15 protein-coding genes are annotated in these 17,093 nt (G+C 69.6%); 4 read left to right on the top strand and 11 right to left on the bottom strand.

All coding sequences use genetic code 11. The features are described from left to right. Position 1: 1 nt before the first annotated feature. Positions 2-871 carry a helix-turn-helix transcriptional regulator gene (locus OHS57_RS03895; protein WP_328581029.1) on the top strand — a complete coding sequence of 290 codons (870 nt, stop codon included), beginning with the start codon at positions 2-4 and terminating at the stop codon, positions 869-871. 28 nt (positions 872-899) lie between these two features. Here the strand turns inward: OHS57_RS03895 and OHS57_RS03900 are convergent, their stop codons facing one another. Further along, a complete protein-coding gene (locus tag OHS57_RS03900; RefSeq protein ID WP_328581030.1) occupies positions 900-1,523 on the bottom strand; it encodes a hypothetical protein in 624 nt (207 codons plus the stop codon). Then, entirely contained in the window at positions 1,520-1,807 is a 288-nt protein-coding gene (locus tag OHS57_RS03905) for a hypothetical protein (protein ID WP_041998525.1), read from the bottom strand. Before OHS57_RS03905 ends, OHS57_RS03900 begins: the two co-directional genes overlap by 4 nt. Before the next feature lie 120 nt (positions 1,808-1,927). Here OHS57_RS03905 and OHS57_RS03910 point away from each other — a divergent pair, with 120 nt between their 5' ends. Continuing rightward, positions 1,928-2,605, top strand: a complete 678-nt coding sequence (locus OHS57_RS03910; protein WP_328581031.1) for a hypothetical protein — start codon at positions 1,928-1,930, stop codon at positions 2,603-2,605. A 9-nt stretch (positions 2,606-2,614) separates the two neighbouring features. Here OHS57_RS03910 and OHS57_RS03915 read toward each other — a convergent pair whose 3' ends face one another. The 7 genes from OHS57_RS03915 to OHS57_RS03945 form a co-directional block, all read right to left on the bottom strand. Next, positions 2,615-3,421 (bottom strand): class I SAM-dependent methyltransferase, encoded by an 807-nt coding sequence (locus tag OHS57_RS03915; RefSeq protein ID WP_328581032.1) that lies wholly within the window; start codon positions 3,419-3,421, stop codon positions 2,615-2,617. Positions 3,422-3,431: 10 nt separating this feature from the next. After that, positions 3,432-5,063, bottom strand: coding sequence for a glycoside hydrolase family 13 protein (locus OHS57_RS03920; RefSeq protein WP_328581033.1), 1,632 nt, complete (start codon positions 5,061-5,063; stop codon positions 3,432-3,434). Positions 5,064-5,131: 68 nt separating this feature from the next. Beyond that, a complete protein-coding gene (locus OHS57_RS03925) occupies positions 5,132-7,633 on the bottom strand; it encodes a carbohydrate-binding protein (RefSeq protein ID WP_328581034.1) in 2,502 nt (833 codons plus the stop codon). A 90-nt stretch (positions 7,634-7,723) separates the two neighbouring features. Next, positions 7,724-8,611: a carbohydrate ABC transporter permease gene (locus OHS57_RS03930; protein WP_041998514.1), complete on the bottom strand. Its 888-nt coding sequence runs from the start codon at positions 8,609-8,611 to the stop codon at positions 7,724-7,726. 8 nt (positions 8,612-8,619) lie between these two features. Beyond that, the gene (locus tag OHS57_RS03935) at positions 8,620-9,594 is read right to left on the bottom strand and encodes a carbohydrate ABC transporter permease (protein ID WP_328581035.1); all 975 of its coding nucleotides are present in this window, start codon (positions 9,592-9,594) and stop codon (positions 8,620-8,622) included. A gap of 12 nt (positions 9,595-9,606) precedes the next feature. After that, a complete protein-coding gene (locus OHS57_RS03940; RefSeq protein WP_041998509.1) occupies positions 9,607-10,968 on the bottom strand; it encodes an extracellular solute-binding protein in 1,362 nt (453 codons plus the stop codon). Positions 10,969-11,214: 246 nt separating this feature from the next. Beyond that, positions 11,215-12,234, bottom strand: a complete 1,020-nt coding sequence (locus OHS57_RS03945) for a LacI family DNA-binding transcriptional regulator (RefSeq protein WP_328581036.1) — start codon at positions 12,232-12,234, stop codon at positions 11,215-11,217. Positions 12,235-12,345: 111 nt separating this feature from the next. Here OHS57_RS03945 and OHS57_RS03950 point away from each other — a divergent pair, with 111 nt between their 5' ends. Further along, on the top strand, positions 12,346-12,765 hold the full coding sequence (locus tag OHS57_RS03950; RefSeq protein ID WP_328581037.1) for a hypothetical protein: 420 nt from the start codon (positions 12,346-12,348) through the stop codon (positions 12,763-12,765). A 93-nt stretch (positions 12,766-12,858) separates the two neighbouring features. Here OHS57_RS03950 and OHS57_RS03955 read toward each other — a convergent pair whose 3' ends face one another. Together OHS57_RS03955 and OHS57_RS03960 are read right to left on the bottom strand one after the other, a co-directional pair. Beyond that, on the bottom strand, positions 12,859-15,102 hold the full coding sequence (locus tag OHS57_RS03955; protein ID WP_328581038.1) for an RICIN domain-containing protein: 2,244 nt from the start codon (positions 15,100-15,102) through the stop codon (positions 12,859-12,861). Then, positions 15,099-16,301, bottom strand: a complete 1,203-nt coding sequence (locus tag OHS57_RS03960) for a ricin-type beta-trefoil lectin domain protein (RefSeq protein ID WP_443043052.1) — start codon at positions 16,299-16,301, stop codon at positions 15,099-15,101. The genes OHS57_RS03955 and OHS57_RS03960 overlap by 4 nt, the downstream gene beginning before the upstream one ends. Positions 16,302-16,534: 233 nt before the next feature. On the opposite strand from OHS57_RS03960, the gene OHS57_RS03965 reads away from it, so the two are divergent. Continuing rightward, entirely contained in the window at positions 16,535-17,047 is a 513-nt protein-coding gene (locus OHS57_RS03965; protein ID WP_041998498.1) for an SRPBCC family protein, read from the top strand. Positions 17,048-17,093: the final 46 nt, after the last annotated feature.

Here is a 17,093-nt window from a genome sequence, read left to right on the forward strand (position 1 = left end):
TATGACCACGACCCCCGGAGCCGGGCTCGGCGCGATGATCCGCACCTGGCGGGACCGGCTGCCCCCGTCGGCCGCCGCACTGCCGGTGGGCCACGCACGCCGCGCGGCCGGGCTGCGCCGCGAGGAGCTGGCGGAACTCGCCGGGGTGTCGGTCGACTATGTCGTACGCCTGGAGCAGGGCAGGTCCACGACGCCGTCGGCGTCGGTGGTGGCGTCCCTGGCCCGCGCCCTCCAGCTGTCGGCCGCCGAGCGGGACCATCTGTACCGGCTCGCCCACCTGGTCCCGCCGGGGAACGACGCGGTCCCCGGCCATATCCCGCCCGGTGTGCAGCGGGTGCTGAGCCGGCTCGGGGACACCGCGGTCGCCGTTTTCGCCGCCGACTGGCAGCTGATCTGGTGGAACCGTGGCTGGGCAGCGCTGCTGGGCGATCCGTCGTCCTTGCCGGCGCGGCAGCGCAATTTCGCCCGGAGCAGGTTCCCGCAGGACGCGGGCCCCGTTCGGCTCGCGCTGTGGCCGGTGATCGAGGTGGACAGGGACGCGACGGACGCGGCCGTGGTGTCCGACCTGCGCCGCGCCACCGGCCGTTTCCCGCACGACAAGCATCTGGCGGAGCTGGTCCGTGAACTGGGCGCGGGCAGCGAGCGGTTCGCCGAACTGTGGGCGGCCGGTTCGGTGGCCACGCACCGCGAGGACCACAAGCGGATCGAGCATCCCTCGGTGGGGACGGTCACCGTGGACTGCGACACACTGACCGACGGGGACTCCGAGCTGAAGATCGTGATCATGACGGCGGTGCCGGGCAGCGAGGACGAGACCAAGCTGCGGCTCGCCACGATCGCGGGGCCGCCGGTCACCGCGCACCGCCCGTAGCGCGAACACCTTTGCTGGAAGGGCGAGTTCACACCTTTGCCGGTAGGACGCCGCCCTCGGCCGAGACGAACCGGAAGGTGCCGGTGACCGCGTCGAAGAGGTCGTACACCTCGTCCTTCAGCGGCAGGTTGGGGCTGGCGCAGGTGACCACCAGGAAGTCCCGCGCCGTGCCGGGGACGGGCATCATGGTGTGCATCGTCAGCAGCTTGACGTTGATGTCCGCGGTGATCGGTGTCTCCTCCGTACCGGTGATCCGGGCGACGGTGCCCACGTGGGGAACCTTGGCCGCGCCGATGACCCGGTCGGCGGGGGCCTTGCCGTTCGCCGAGGAGACCCCGAGCTGGGCGGAGATGACGGGCAGGGTCAGTTCGAGGCCTTCGGGTGTGGTGACGGCGAAGACCATGGCGTAGGCGAGGAAGAGCCCTTCGTCGTACATCGAGGCGGTGCCCGAGGCGAACAGCGCGCCGTGGTTGCGTGCGGCCCGGCTGATCTCACGGCCCTGCCGGAACAGATCGTTGATCTGCGCCCGCTCGCGTGGGTTGTCGGTACGGGCCAGGGCGGCGGAGCGGGCCGCGGCCATCGTCTCGCCGCTGAGGTCCAGCTCGGTCCAGAGGTCGGGCACGTTGAGCAGGAAGCGCTCGGCGACGGTCACCGGCCGCCGCCGCTCAGGTTCGACACGGCGTCGTTGTCCGTCTTGGTGAAGGCGTCGGAGATGCTGTCCATCGCCTCCCGGATGCCTTTGACCTGCTTCTTCAGCTGGTTCTTGCCGTCGTTCCACTTGTTCTCGAAGTTCTGGGCCGAGCCTCGGGACAGCTCGGGGCCGAACGCCTTGTCGAAGTCGAAGGTGTGGTGGCCGATGTCGATGTTGTCCTCGACGAACGCCAGACCGGCCCGCGCCTGGTCCAGCTCGTCGCCGGGTACGAAAATGTCGGTCATCGCGCGCTTCTCTCCTCCGTGCCGGGCCGCCGCGCCGTTGTGTGCCGCGTACTGTCAACACGCACCCGGCGCGCCGTTCGTTCAGGTGAACCTTTCGTCGCCGTATCCCGTGTTGGGGGCGTGACTCTCCCTCTCCACAGCTACAGCGCCGCCCGCAGGCCGGTCGGCCGGGCCCTCGTCGCCTCCGCTCTCGTGCTCTGCGGGATGGCCGCCCTGTCCGCCTGCGACAAGACCATCTCGATCACCGACAAGGCCGAGAAGCCGGCCGCCTCGTCGCCCGCGGCCGCCGCGCCCGCGTCCTCGGCGCCCGCCTCCGGCGCGCCGGCTGCGGGCAACTCGGCGCTCCAGGTGGTCGACAGCAGCGCGGCCCAGAACGGCAAGACCGGCAACGGCGGCACCGTGGTGGGGGTCGCCGTGCAGGAGACACCACCGCAGTGGGTCCAGCTCTCCGCGGTCCAGTCGCCGGACCTGGGCAGCCATCTCATCAACGTCAACCAGGCGACGCTGTACCGCTTCGACAAGGACACCGCCCGGCCGTCCCACTCCAACTGCGCCGACGACTGCGCCGTCACCTGGCCGCCGGTCACCATCGCGGAGGGCGGCAACGTGTACCTGGCGGGCGTCGACCCGAAGCAGATCGGCGCGATACGCCGCGACGACGGCCAGATCCAGGTCACCGTGGGCGGCTGGCCGCTCTACCGCTTCTCGGGCGACAGCAAGCCTGGCGACACCAAGGGCCAGGGCATCGGCGGAACCTGGTTCGCGGCGGGCCCGACCGGCGAGAAGTCGGTGAAGTAGCCGGGAGGGTCACACTCTTCCGTGTGCCAGCAGGGCGGTGTGCGGCAGTCGCAGCACACCGTCCGGGCCGCCGAACGGGACACTGAGCCGGGCGAACTGCCGCTTGATCTCCGCCACGGTCCGCGGATCCTGGCGCGTGACGATGTGGCCGATCGTGGCGACGCCCGCCGCCGGACCGCTCCACCACACCTCGGCGGCCACCTGGTGGTCCCAGTTCAGGGACGTGCAGGACACCTCGGAGAGGCCCGCCTCCCGCGCCAGATCCGCTAGGCCCTGTGCGGTCCTGGGGAATTCCTCGTCTGCGGCGAGCGAGGCCAGATCGCCGGGCCGTACAACGCCCGCCGCCTCCACCGCACGTGGCAGGAGCGTCTGACCTGCGGCGGCCTGCGCCGGCCAGATGGTCACGGCGATCCGTCCACCGGGCCGGGTCACTCTGCGCAGTTCGGCGAGAGCGGCCCTCGGACGGCCCACGTGATTGAGCACGAAGTTGCCGACAGTCGCGTCGAACTCCCCGTCGGGAAAAGATAGTACGGGCAGGGCCGCGACCCGGACGTCGGCGGCCGGTACGTCCGCCGCTGTCCTGGCCGCCATGCCGGGGTCGGCGTCGACGGCGGTCACCCGGGCACCGCGCTCCACCGCGGCTGCGGCGACGGTGCCCGTTCCCGTACCGGCATCCAGCAGCCGCGAGCCCGCACCCGCTCCAGCCGCGTCGAGCAGTTGGGGCACGGGGTGGGCGCAGAGAGCGGCGAAGCTGCCGGCGTACGCGTCGGCGCGCCCCGCCCAGATCCGCCGCTCCTGCTCATCGAAGATCGTCATCCGTGAGACGTTAATTCATGTCCAGCCAGACCGTGCTGTCCGCAGGCAGTACGCGGCCCTCGGCGCTCTCCTCCAGGGGAGCGCTGCTGAGCAGTACCGTCGCGTCCGCCGGCAACGGCACCGGTGTGTCCGTCGCGTTGACCAGGCAGCGGAAGCCGCCGGCGCGGTCGAAGCAGAGGGTGCCCGGTGGGGTGTCCACCCAGGTCAGGGGCTCCGGCAGGGCGGTGAGGCGGGACGAGCGCAGGGCCAGTGCGGTGCGGTAGAGGGTGAGGAAGGAGTCCGGGTCGGCGGTCTGTTCCGCGACGCTGAGTGGGGCCCAGTCCGCGGGTTGTGGCAGCCAGGGCGCGGCGGTGGCGGCGTCGGGTGAGAAGCCGAGCGCTGCGCCGCCGGGCTGCCACGGGAGCGGGATTCGGCAGCCGTCGCGGCCGCGGTCGGCGCCGCCGGAGCGGAGGAACGTGGGGTCCTGGAGGACCGCGTCCGGGAGGTCCTGGACCTCGGGCAGGCCCAGTTCGTCGCCCTGGTAGATGTACACCCCGCCGGGCAGCGCCATGGTCAGCAGCGCCGCCGCGCGGGCTCTTCGGCGGCCGAGGGTCAGGTCGCTCGGATCGCCGAGCCGCTTGTCGCCCATGTCGAACGAGGTGTCGGCGCGGCCGTAGCGGGTGACATGGCGGATGGTGTCGTGGTTGGAGAGCACCCAGGTGGGGGGCGCGCCGACCGGGCCGTGGGCGGCGAGCGTCGAGTCGACGACGTCGCGCAGCGCGGCCGGCTCCCACGAGCTGCACAGGAAGTCGAAGTTGAACGCTGAGTGCAGCTCGTCGGGGCGCAGGTAGCGGGCGAACTGTTCGGCCGACGGCAGCCAGACCTCGCCGACGAAGATCCGGTCGCCGGGGTAGCCGTCGAGGATCTTGCGCCAGCTGCGGTAGATGTCGTGGACGTCGTCGTGGTCCTGGTAGGGCAGATCGGTCGGGTCGGGGTCGGGGCCGATGTCGGGCAGGCCCGGCTTCTTGGCGAGGCCGTGGGCCACGTCGATCCGGAAGCCGTCGACGCCGCGGCGCAGCCAGAAGTGCAGGATGTCCTCGAACTCGGCGCGTACCTCGGGGTGTTCCCAGTTCAGGTCGGGCTGCTGCGGGGCGAACATGTGCAGGTACCAGGGGCCGGGGGTGCCGTCGGCCTCGGTGATCCGGGTCCAGGCGCTGCCGCCGAAGTAGGAGTGCCAGTCGTTGGGCGGCAGCTCGCCGCTCTCGCCGCGGCCCGGCAGGAACCAGAACCGTTCGCGGGCGGCGGAGCCGGGTCCTGCGGCCAACGCCTCCTGGAACCAGTGGTGCTGGTCGGAGCAGTGGTTGGGCACGAGGTCGACGAGGACGCGCAGTCCGTGGGTGTGGGCGTCCTCGACGAGCCGCTCGGCCTCGGCGAGGGTGCCGAACAGCGGGTCGATGTCGCGGTAGTCGGCGACGTCGTAGCCGCCGTCGGCCATCGGTGAGGTGTACCAGGGGGTGAACCACAGGGCGTCGACGCCCAGTTCCCGCAGATAGGGCAGCCGGTTGCGGACGCCGGCCAGGTCGCCGGTGCCGTCGCCGTCGCCGTCGGCGAAGCTGCGTACGTAGATCTGGTAGATCGCGGCATGCCGCCACCAGTGGGTCACAGGAACTCCTAGTTCGATGAGGTGGTGCCGGGGCCCCCGGGTTCGCGGGGCCCCGGCACCGGGGGCGGTTACCAGCCGGAGTTGCCGGCTCCGCGCGTGATGGCGAATCCGCCGCTGCTGTTCAGGCCACCGGAGGCGGCGCCGCTGACCGTGACACCGGAGAAGGTGCCGGATCCCGCGGACTGGATCTCGATGCCGTAGAGACCGGTGTTCTGGATCTTGATGTTCTTCAGGGTCAGATTGCTGACGGTCTTGTTGAAGGAGATCAGCACCCCGCTGTAGGTGGAGTCGACGATGTCGATGTCCTGGACGAGGACGGGCGCTGTGATGTCGGAGGAGTCGGCGTAGATCCACAGGGCGCCGAACTTGCTCTGCCAGTTGGGTTCGAAGCCGCCGGTGCGTTGGAGTGTGTTGCGCTGCACGGAGGTGGTGCCGCTGAACGGGACCGGTGCGAAGCGGCTGCTGATGGCGATGCCGGCCGAGCCGGTGACGGTGTCGGAGAGGAGGTTGTCCTCGACCCGGTTGGCGTTGCCGCCGTAGATGCCCACGGTGTTGGCGAGCAGCGGCACCTGCACGGTGTTGAAGCGGAAGGCGCTGCGGGTGACGGCCTGGCCCTCGGAGAACATCGCGAGGCCGTCGTCGCCGGTGTTGCGGATGCTGGAGTCGCGCAGCTCGGTGTCGGTGGTCCCCTTGTGGAGGTTGACGCCGTCGGCGAAGGTGTCGCGGATGCGCAGTCCGGTCGCGTACAGGCCGTTGGTGGGGGCGTCGATCCACAGACCGACCTTGGTGTGTTCGATCCAGATGTTCTGGAACGTCGAGCCGTTGCCGAAGTTGCCTTCGATCCCGGCGTCGAAGTTGGCGTCGTCCCGGTAGGACACGTCACCGGCGATGGTCAGGTCCTGGACGGTGCTGGTGCCGCCCTGGCCGAAGAGGCCGCCCTTGCCGTTGCTGCCGCGCAGTACGGTCGACCAGACGCCGGCGCCGCGCAGGGCGATCCCGGTGAGGTTCACATGGCCGGAGATGTTGTACGTACCTGCGGGCAGCCAGAGCCCCTTGCCCTGCGATTTCACGTTCTGCACGGCCGAGTTGAGGGCCGAGGTGTCGTCGCTGTTGTCGTTGGCGGTGACGCCGAGGGTGGTCGCGGAGACGAAGCCGGCCGGCATGGCCTGGTCGGCGGCGACGGTCTCGGTCTCGACGAGGTCCAGGGTGTACGAGGCGGCCGTGTCGCCCGCGTCCTTCTGGAACTTCAGCACGGTCCCGGCGGGGAAGCTGCCGATGAGGGCGTGGGTCTCGTCGAAGAAGTGGTGGCCGGAGCCCTGCGACGCGTCGTTGTTGTACGGGTAGGCGCCGTACACCCAGCTGTACTTGGTGGTCAGGTCGAGGTCGCGGACGTGGGTGGAGCCGGCGTAGACGCTGAGGGTGGCGGAGGGCGCGGTGTCCGGCAGCGAGTAGCGCAGGGTCAGCGCGTTGGCGGGCTTGGTGAGGGTGAACTGGACGTACTCACCGGTGCTGTCGAGGACGACCGCCTTACGGCCCGACGCCTCGGACGGCACCGAGAGGTAGGTGCGGTCGGGGCCGATGGTGGAGGCGTTGGTGGTGCCGGACTCCGCCTCGTACGTGGTGTACGGGACGGTCGCGCCACGGGTGGCGCCGGCGGCGGAGCCGGTGACGGTGATGCCGTCCAGTTGCAGGGCGCCGTTGTCACCGGACTCGGTGCGCAGCGTCAGTGTGTTGAGCTGGGCGCGCAGCGGGGCGTCGGTGGTGGCGTCCTTCCACGCCCCTGAGGTGCCGGGCAGCGAGAGCTGACGGACCTTGGTGCCGTTGGCGGTGAGGGTGATCGTGGCGGCCGATCCGCTGTCGGTGCGGTAGCGCACGACCACCGGATAGGTCTTGGCGGAGGCGGTGTTGACGTCGTACACGGTCCGGGCGCCGCTGGTGGTGAAGCCGGTGAGATAGCCGCTGCCGGTGAAGCCGGTCGCGGAGGTCGCGACGGACGCGCCCCCGGAGAAGTAGGCGCTCTCGGCCTGGAGGGCGGGCGATCCGGCGGGCGGGTCGGTCGGCGGGTCGGTGGGCGGATCGGTCGGTGTGCTGTCCGGGGTCGTGGCGACGACGTTGTCGAGGTTGATGTTGCCGCTGTCGGCGGTGGTGAAGGTCAGGGCGACGGTGTTGGCGCCCTGCCGGTAGGTCAGCTGCTCGTCATGGGTGGTCCAGCTGTCCCAGTTGGCCGTGGGGGGCAGGCTCACCTGGCGAACCTTGGCGCCGTTGAGGTAGAGGCTCAGCGTCATCGTCGCCGTGGTGCCGTTGGCGTAGCGGATCTTCACCGACCCGCTGCCGGCTGCCGCCGACTGGACGGTGAACGAGGTCGAAGCGCGGCCCTTGTTGGCGTCGGTGTAGCCGCCGACGAAGCCGCTGCCGGTGTAGCCGGGGTGTTCGGTGGAGACGGCGGCGCCGCCGGACAGCGCGGCCGACTCGGCCTCCAGTGTGCTGCTCGCCGCGTGGGCGCCGGGCGCCAGCGGCCCGGTCAGCGCGTAGGCCAGGGCGCAGATGAGGGCCACCACCAGGGCTGCCATGCGCAGAAGGGACGGGGAGTGAAGCGGGGTTGGGCGTGTTCTCGGTGCTGGTGACACGACGGTGTGTCCTTCCAGGAGGGGGGACAGGAGTCAGCCCTTGAGGCTGCCTGCGGTGAGGCCGGAGATGATGCTGCGCTGGAAGATCAGGAACAGGACGAGCAGCGGCACACTGGCCATCACCATGCCCGCGAGCAACTGGTTCGCGGGCATGTCGAGGGAGAGCCGGTTCAGCGCCACGGTGATCGGCTGCCTTGCCGGGTCGGGCAGGACGAGCATCGGCCAGAGGAAGTCCTTCCAGACTCCGACGACCGCGAAGATGGACACCACGGCGAGGACCGGGCGGGAGAGCGGCAGGATGACGGAGACCAGGACCCGTACGGTGCCGGCGCCGTCGATCCGTGCGGAGTCGAGCAGTTCGCCGGGGATCTGGTCGAAGAACCGCTTGAGTATGAAGATGTTGAACGCGTTGGCGCAGGCCGGCAGCCAGATCGCCCACGGGGTGTTGATGAGGTTGACGTGCAGCAGCGGCACGTCGACGACGGTCAGGTACGTCGGTACGAGCAGCGCTGAGACCGGCAGCATCAGGGTGGCGAGCATCATGCCGAGGACCACGTTGCCGAGCACGGGCCGCAGTTTCGACAGCGCGTACGCGGCGGCGACGTCCACGACCAGCTGGAGGAGCCAGGCGCCCGCCGCGAGCAGGAGTGTGTTGAGGAAGTACCGGCCGAGTCCGACGCTGGACCAGGCCTGGGAGTAGCTGTCCGGGTGCCAGGTCTGCGGCAGCAACGTGGGGTGCGGGGCGGCGAGTTCGGCGGAGGACTTGAGCGCGCCGGTCGTCATCCAGTAGAGCGGGAAGACGAAGGCGAGGGTGAATCCGGCCAGGGTCGCCGTGAGGACGAAGCGGTAGAGGAACCTGCCGGTGCGGCGGGTCATCTCGGTCGGGGCTATCAGGGTGCGTACGGGCGTTTCCGCTGCCATGGCGGTGGTCAGCTCCTGGTCCGGGTGAGGCGCAGATAGATGCCTGCGAAGGTGCCGAGCACCACGAAGAGCAGCGTGCTCATGGCGCTGGCCAGGCCGAAGTCGTTATAGACGAAGGCGTAGCGGTAGAGCAGCAGCAGGACGGTGACCGTCGCGTCGTCGGGGCCGCCGCCGGTGAGGACGAACGGCTCGATGAACACCTGCATCGTGCCGATGATCTGCAGCAGCAGCGTGATCATCAGGATGAAGCGCATCTGCGGCACGGTGACGTGCCACAGTCTGCGCGCGATGGACGCACCGTCCAGCTCGGCCGCCTCGTACAGCTCACCGGGGATGCCGCCGAGCGCCGCCAGGTAGATCAGGGTGGTGGTCCCCATGTTGGCCCAGGTGGAGACGAGGACCAGGGAGACCATCGCGAGGTTCTGCGACTCCAGCCACTGCTGTGCGGGCAGGTGGAAGACGCCCAGCACGTTGTTGAACAGGCCGGGTCCCGGGTCGTAGAACCAGCGCCACAGCAGCATCGTGACGATCGGCGGCAGCATCACCGGCAGGTAGACGGTCATCCGCAGATACGACCTGGCGTGCCGGAACTCGTTGAGCACGAGGGCCGTCGCGAAGGGCGCCGCGAAGCCGAAGACCAGCGCCAGCAGGGTGAAGTAGCCGGTGTTGCGCCAGGCCGTCGTGAACAGCGGGTCTTCGAAGAGCCGTTGGAAGTTGTCGAGCCCCACCCACCTGGCCGGTTCGGCGAAGTTGACCTGCTGGAAGCTCAGCAGGACGCCCCGCACGATCGGGTACCAGGAGAAGAGCGCGAAACACAGGATCCCGGCGGCGAGGAAGAGATAGGCGACCGCGTTCTCCCGGATCCGGCGTGCGCGCCGGCCGGCCGGGCGGTGCGCCGGTCCTCCGTCGCTCTTCGCGCGGCTTCCGGCGGATCCGCGTACGGGGGTGCGCGGGGTGGTGGAGGGGGGTGCGTCCGTTGCCATTCTCAGGTCAGCTCACTTGACCGTGGCGAGGATGGTGTCGACCTTCTTCTGGGCGTCGCCGAGGAGCTGGTCGAAGTCCGCGTCCTTCTTGGTGAGTACGGCCTGCATCACTCCGTCGAGGACGGTGTATATCTGCTGTGCGTTGGGCGGCTCGACCTTGACGGCGACCTGCGGGCTGCGGTCGACGAAGGGCTTGTAGTTGGCCTGCGGCACATTGGCGTACTTGGTGTGGATCGCGTCGTTCTTGGTCTGCGCGGCGCCGTCGAAGAGGTTGGGCTGGGGCAGTCCGATCGGTACCCCGAGGGCGGCGAACTTCTTGGTGTTCGCCTCTTCACGGTCGGGGTTGAGGTACTTCCACTGGATCCACTGGAGCCCCGCCTTGATCTTCTCCGGGGATGCCTTGGGGTTGAACATGAAGCCGTCGCCGCCGCCGAGGGTCGCGGTGCCGGGCAGCGCCGCCAGGCCGAACTCGTCGTACTTGCGCTCGAACTGCTTGACGATGGTGGGGATGTTGTCCGGGCCCGCCATGTACATCCCGAGCTTGCCGGCGCCCATCAGCTTCTGCACGTCGCCGATCTCCAGGAGCTGGCGGGTGCCCATGCTGTTGTCGGTCCAGCGCATGTCGTGCAGGGCCTGGAGCGCCTTGTGCCCCGCGTCGCTGTTGAACGCGGCCTTCCAGCTGCCGCCCTGCTGGGTGGCGACGTCGCCGCCCATGGAGTAGATCCACGACGTGAGGTGCCAGCCGCCCTGGTTGTTCTTGCTGTAGTCGGCGTAGCCGACGGTGTCGTCGCCGAGCGCGCTGATCTTCTTGGCGTCGGCGCGCACCTCTTCCCAGGTGGTCGGCGGGGTGTCCGGGTCGAGTCCGGCCTTCTTGAACAGCTCACGGTTGTAGAGCAGACCGAGTGAGTAGTTGCCGGTGGGCAGGCCGTAGACCTTGCCGTCGCTCTTGAAGACGTCCTGGAGCGCCGGGCGGATGTCGTTGAGGTACGGCACGCCCTTGAGGTACGGGGTGATGTCGGCGGCCTGGTGACGCTGGATCAGTCCGGCCGGGTCGGTGAAGTAGACGTAGAACACGTCCTCCAGCTGGCCGCCCGCCAGCTTCGCCGCGAAGGTGTTGGGGTCCATCTGGCCCTCGTGGGCGACGACCTTGATCTTCGGGTGGCTCGCCTCGAACTGCTTGACCAGCTCTTCGTAGTCCTTGCGGTCGGCGGGCTGGGTCTTGGCGGGCATGCCGTTGACCGTGATCGTCACGACGCCGTCCTTGCCCACCCCGCTCCCGCCGGACCCGGACGAGCCGCCGCAGCCGGCGAGTCCCAGGGTGAGGGCGGTGGCCGCGGCCACACCGAGGGCTTGGCGTCTTGTGATGCCGTCCATGGAGATCCCATGCCTTCCTGCAACGGGTTTGCGTGACTTGCAGGGGCACGGCCTCTGCGTCATCTCAACGGCGCTGACAGTAAAAGTGAATGACGCAAGAAGTCAATGAGTCTGCGCAAGAACTTAATCTGCGCCTCGGTCGCCCGTAACACACCGTCACTAGGGCGGACAGCACCGAGGGGCCCGGCGGACGGCCGGGCCCCTCGGTGGCTGCGGGTGGGACGAACGGGTGCGGCGCCGCCGCCGTCACCTGCTCCGGGAACGCGACGGCGGGGCCGTTGAACTGCGCACAATCAGCTCCGTGTCGAACATCATCGACTCCCCCTCCGTCGCGTGACCCTTCATCTGCGAGACGAGTGAGGCGATGGCGGCAGCCGCCATCGCCTGCACCGGCTGGCGGGCCGTCGTGAGCGGCGGGTCGGTCGCGACCATGTACGGAGAGTCGTCGAAACCGACGACCGACAGGTCCTCAGGGACCCGCAGACCCTGCCGCCGCGCCGCGCGAATGGCGCCGAGCGCCAGTGCGTCGCTTGCGCAGACCACCGCGGTGACCCCGCCCTCCAGGAGCCGCGGCAGCGCCGTCGCGCCGCCCTCCATCGAGAACAGCCCGTGCGCGACGAGCTTGCGCCAGTCCCCCTCGCTGTCGCCCTGCCGGGCGCGGAACGCCTGGTAGCCGGCGAGTTTGTGGGCCGACGGCACATGGCCGACCGGCCCCAGGATCATGCCGATCCGCCGGTGGCCGAGCGCCGAGAGATGGGCCAGCACCTGCTGCGCCGACGCTGCGTCGTCGATGGACACCTGCGCCACCCCGGCGTTCTCGTCCGCCGCGTTGAGCAGGACGATCGGTATCTGGCGCTCGCGCAGCGCCCTCCCCTGCTCCGGTCCCGCGTCGGCGTAACTGGCGCCGATGAAGATGATCCCGCCGACGTTCTGTTTGAGGATCATGTCGATGTAGTGGGCCTCGGAGACGCCGTCCGCCGTGCGGGTGCAGAGCACCGGGATGAAGCCGCGCTTGTTGAGCAGTCCCGCCAGCGCCTCGGCGAAGGCGGGAAAGATCGGATTCTGCAGGTCGGGCACGACGAGCCCGACCAGCGCCGCCCGCTCCTGCTGCAACTGGCGGGGCCGTTCGAAACCGCAGACGTCCATGGCGGTCAGCACCGCGTCCCGGGTCGCCGGTGACACGTCCGTGGCCCCGTTGAGCACCCGCCGCGCCGTGGTCTCGCTGACGCCGGCGAACTCGGCCACCTGAGAGAGTCTTTTCTTCACGCCACCAACGTACCAACTGACTGCGCAAGAAATGAAGGATGTTTACGCAAATAGCCAACACATACTGGCGCGGAACATCGGATGTCAGCGGCGGCTGGGAGAGTGGTGGTCATGACGGGCGACGAGGAGACCGGGACGCGGGCAGCCGAGATCCGGGTGGCCTTCGAGGGGCTGCTGCAGATCCGGCGGCTGACGAACGAGGGTCCGGGTGATCCCGCCGCCGTCCCCGCGGAATGGGAGCTGACGCGCATGGTCCGCGCCGTGACGCTCACGCTGGAGGCAGCGGGGCACGCCCGGTGCGCGACGGACGGCTCGGACGCGCCGCTCACGACGGGGTTCCGGGTCACGGACGGCGAACGGCCGGGGACGGTACGGGTGGAGTGGCTGGGTCCGGCGGGCAGCGGCGCGGCCCAGGAGGAGGAACACGCGCTCACGGCGTGCGCCGCCGCGCTCGGCCGGATGGGCTGGGAGGCGCTGCTCTACCGCGGCCCGCGCAGACGGCGGTTCCTGGAGGTCGAACCGGCAGGCTGACACGGCGGACGCATTCCGGCGCGGGACACGCGCCCTGAACGGGACACGCCCCGGGCGAGTGCCCGGGGCGTGTCCCGTGCCGGCCTGGGCCGGTCAGGGGTAGCTGACGAGATTCGCCACGTTGGACGACGAGTTGGCGGGGCCTCCCCTGTCGTTGATGACATGGCGGATGGTTCCGGTGCCGCCCAGCGACACCGACACCATGTTGCGGAAGCGAACGTTCGGGTTGTTGGGCGCCTCGAAGGAGTGCTCGGCGACCACCGACGGATTGGACTGGAAGAAGCAGTAGCTGCCGAGGCCGAAGGCCTGGTGGCTGGTGACGTTGTCGGCCACCTTGTAGGCGGCGTAGCCCTGGGTCGCTCCGTTCATCCAGGCCGCCTGGTTGGGCGGGTCGTAGGGCATCTCGTTCTGGTAGAAGTACGTCTTGCCGCCGTTGGCGTTCCAGATCGTCTGGTACTTCTGGTAGTGCTCGACGAACAGGCCGTACATGGTGACGTCCGCGCCGTTGACGATCAGGCCGGTGTCGGCCGTGTTGGTGGTCCAGCCGACCCCGGTGGAATGGTCGGCCCGCCACAGCCACATGTGGTCACCGATGACGTTGCGGCTGTTCACGACCAGGCTGGTGGTCGCCTTGCCGACCCCGCCGCCGCCGATGCGGAAGAACACGTCGTGCAGCGAGGTGGGGTCGCTCGCGTGGCTCACGTTCGAGCCGTCGGGTCCCACCTGCATCAGCAGGGGGGAGTTAACGGGACCCGCGTCGATGAGCAGTCCCGCTATCTTCACCCCGTCCACGTCCGCGACCTTCACCGCGGTGATCCCGTTGTCGGGTACGAGTGTCGCGAGGCCGAGGCCGAGCACGACGGTGTCGGGACGGGTGACGTTCAGCGTCTGGTTGAGATGGAAGACGCCGGGGGTGACGAGGAGGTTCTTGCCCTGGGCGAGTGCCGCGTTCATGTCGGCGGCCGTCGCCCCGGGCTTTGCGATGTAGAACTGGTCCAGCGGGATCGAGGTCCCGGCGGGCGCGCCGCCGGACCAGGTGGTGCCCGACGAGTTGGCGCGCAGCGCGGGTACGAACACCTGGTAGGCGCCGGCCGCGTCGACGTACAGGAACGGCTTCTCGCGCACCTGCGGCGTCTGGTCGACCGTGGTGTAGGGCGGGCTGGGGAAGCTGTTCGCCGGGGCGTTCTTCGAACCGACGAAGACCATGTTCCAGTTGGACCCGCTCCAGCTGCCCCACTCGTCGTTACGGGACAGCCACTGCTGCTGGGTGCCGGACCTGACCTGGCCGTCGACCTTCGAGTCGGCCATGAAGCCGCCGCTGGCCCAGCCGCCGTCGTCCAGGGCGAGATTGCCCCGCACGTGCATGCGGCGGTAGGGGGCGGCCTGGGAGACGGCCCAGCGGTCGGTGCCGCCGGTGGGGGTGACGGACAGGTTCTCCGCGTCACGCCAGAAGTTCTGCGTCGCGTTCTGCGGCGGGAACCAGTCGGCCTCCGCGTGCACGGCCCCGTTGATGTTCACGTCGTCCGGCGAAAGACCGAGCCCCGCCACCTGCGTGTAGAAGCCCACGTTGACATCGACGTTGTAGTTGCCGGGCCGGAACAGGAACGCCTGGCGCTGCGCGCCGAACTGGTTGGTCTCCTGCTGCTTGAAGACCGCGCTGACCTTGCTCTGGATCGTCGCCGCCGGCATCGACGGGTCGAAGACGGTGACGTTGGGACCGAGGTCAGGGGTACCGGCGGGCGGCGGCGGGTCGGCGGCGGCCAGCCGGAAGGACTGGGCCGCGGTCCCGTTGCAGGCGTACTGCACGAGCTGGACGCCGTCGGCGGTCGAGGCGGCCGGTACGTCGAGGCACTTGCCGCTGTGGCCGTTGACGAAGTGGTACGAGCCGTCGGCCTCGGCGACGGCCTGCCACTGCTGGTTGTCGCCGTTGCTGTACGTCCACAGCTGGATGGGCGCGCTGTCCGCGACGGAGACGTCCTTGACGTCCCAGACCGCGCTGGTGGCGTTGCGATTGCCCACCTGGTAGCGGCCGTTCGCGGCGGCGGTGAGGGTCCAGTTCTGGGCCGTCGTGCCGTTGCAGGCGTACTGCTGGACGACGGTGCCGTTGGCGGTGCCGGCCGCCGCGGCGTCGACGCACTTGCCGCTGCCCTTGTTGACGACGGTGACCCAGCCGGTGGGTACGGCGGCGGCGGCCGTCGTACCGGCGGCGGCCTTCTGCTGGGGGAAGGCGACCAGGGCGGTGCAGAGCGCCACCACGGTCAGCAGGAGCATCGGGAGGAACGGGCGTCTGTAGCGGTGGAGTACGCCGGTTTCGGCGCCGAAGTGAAGTGTTCTCATGCGGCGTTGACCGTCCACTTCTGGTTGGCTCCGCCACCGCAGGTCCAGATCTGCAGCCGGGTGGAGTTGGCCGAGTTGTTGCCCGTGACGTCCATGCACTTGTTGGCCTGGATGTTCACGATGTCGCGCGCCCCGGAGACGGCCCACCGCTGGTTGGGGCCTCCGGTGCAGTCCCAGAGCTGGAGCTGCGCACCGTCCGCCGTGCTGTTGTCCTTGACGTCGAGGCACTTGCCGAGCGCGCGGATCGTGCCGTCCGAGCCGACCGTCCACTTCTGCGCCGCGCTGCCGTTGCAGTCGTAGAGCTGGACGGGGGTGCCGTTGGCCGAACTCGCAGCCGCCACGTCGACGCACTTGCCCGCGAGTCCGGTGATGGAGCCGCCCGAACCGCCGGTGCCGCCGCTGCTGGTGGTGACGTGCACGTAGTCGACGACGAGCTTCTGCGGGAACGTGGTGGAGCTGTTCGGGTCACCGGGCCAGTAGCCGCCGACCGCGAGGTTCATGATGAGGAAGAACGGCTTGTTGAACGCCCAGGTCTTGCCGCTCACGTCGGCGGGCGTACGGCGCTGGTAGACGTTGCCGTCCACCGACCAGGTGATGGAGTCGGGCGCCCAGTCGACGGCGAAGGTGTGGAAGCCGTCGGCGAACGCCTGGCCGCCGGGGAGCGAGTAGCCGGCGCCGATACCGGCCGAACCCGAGTAGCCGGGGCCGTGGATCGTGCCGTGCACGGTGTTCGGCTCGAAGCCGACGTTCTCCATGATGTCGATCTCGCCGCTGTTGGGCCAGCCGACGCTGCCGATGTCGTTGCCGAGCATCCAGAACGCAGGCCACATGCCCTGGCCGCGCGGGATCTGCATCCGGGTCTCGACGTGCCCGTACGCGGCGGAGAACTTGCCCGAGGTGTTCAGCCGGGCCGAGGTGTACTCGCACCGGCCGTACCAGCACTGGTAGTTGCCCGGGTTCTCCTTGCGCGCCGTGATGACCAGGTGTCCCTGGCCGTCGAGCGCGGCGTTGGTGTTGCCGGAGGTGTAGTACTGGCGCTCGTGGTTGTCGACGTTGTCGCCGGTCTCCGTCTGCCACTTGGAGCCGTCGGCCGCCGCTCCCGCGGGACCGTCGAAGTCGTCGGTGAAGGTGGCAGCCGCGGCCGCCGGGCGCGGCTCGGGTGCCGGGGCCGCCGAAGCGGCGGCCGGTATCGCCGCCACCGCGCCGGAACAGCAGATCAGAGCAACGGCGTACAGCGCCGTCCGGCGCCGCCAGGGGATTCGCACAGGTCATCACATCACTTCGAGTGGGGGGTCATGCGCATGACACTTCATGGTTCTTATTTCAATACTTGATTTAAGGGAGGTACGGAGGGGTCGTCAAGGAGTTGGTATGGACCAAAGTTGGTCCGGGCGGCTTGGTTACCATCGGGTAGACACGATCGGAGCCCCCCATGCCGCGCACCTTCACCGTTTCGGACAGCATCGTCATCGCCGTCGAACCGCGGACCCTCTACGAACAGCTCAGCAGCCCGGCGCAGATGGGCCGTTGGAGTCCGGAGAATCTGGGCGCGACCGTGCAGGACGGCGAGGGCCCGGCGCGGGTCGGCATGGTCTTCGTCGGCCGCAACAAGCGCGGCCCCGCCCGCTGGACCACCCGCTGCACGGTCACGGCCGCGGACCCCGGCGAGCGGTTCGCCTTCCGTGTGCACGCCATCGGGCTGCGCACGCCACGGCTGCGCGGTCCCATCGCGAGCTGGGAGTACCGCTTCGAGCCGGTCCCGGGCGGCACCCGCGTCGTCGAGACCTGGACGGACGACCGGCGCTCCTGGCCGGACGCCGTGGCCAACGTCTTCGACCGGATCGCGACGAGCGGCCACACCTTCGCTGCCTTCCAGGCGAGGAACATCCGTACGACCTTGCGCAATCTCAAGCGAGTGATGGAGGAGGCGCCCGCCGCCGGCTGAGCGCCGGGCGGGCGGAACGGGCCGTGTCGCCGCCTCTGGCATATGC

This window comes from Streptomyces sp. NBC_00370, assembly GCF_036084755.1.
Lineage (GTDB): Bacteria > Actinomycetota > Actinomycetes > Streptomycetales > Streptomycetaceae > Streptomyces.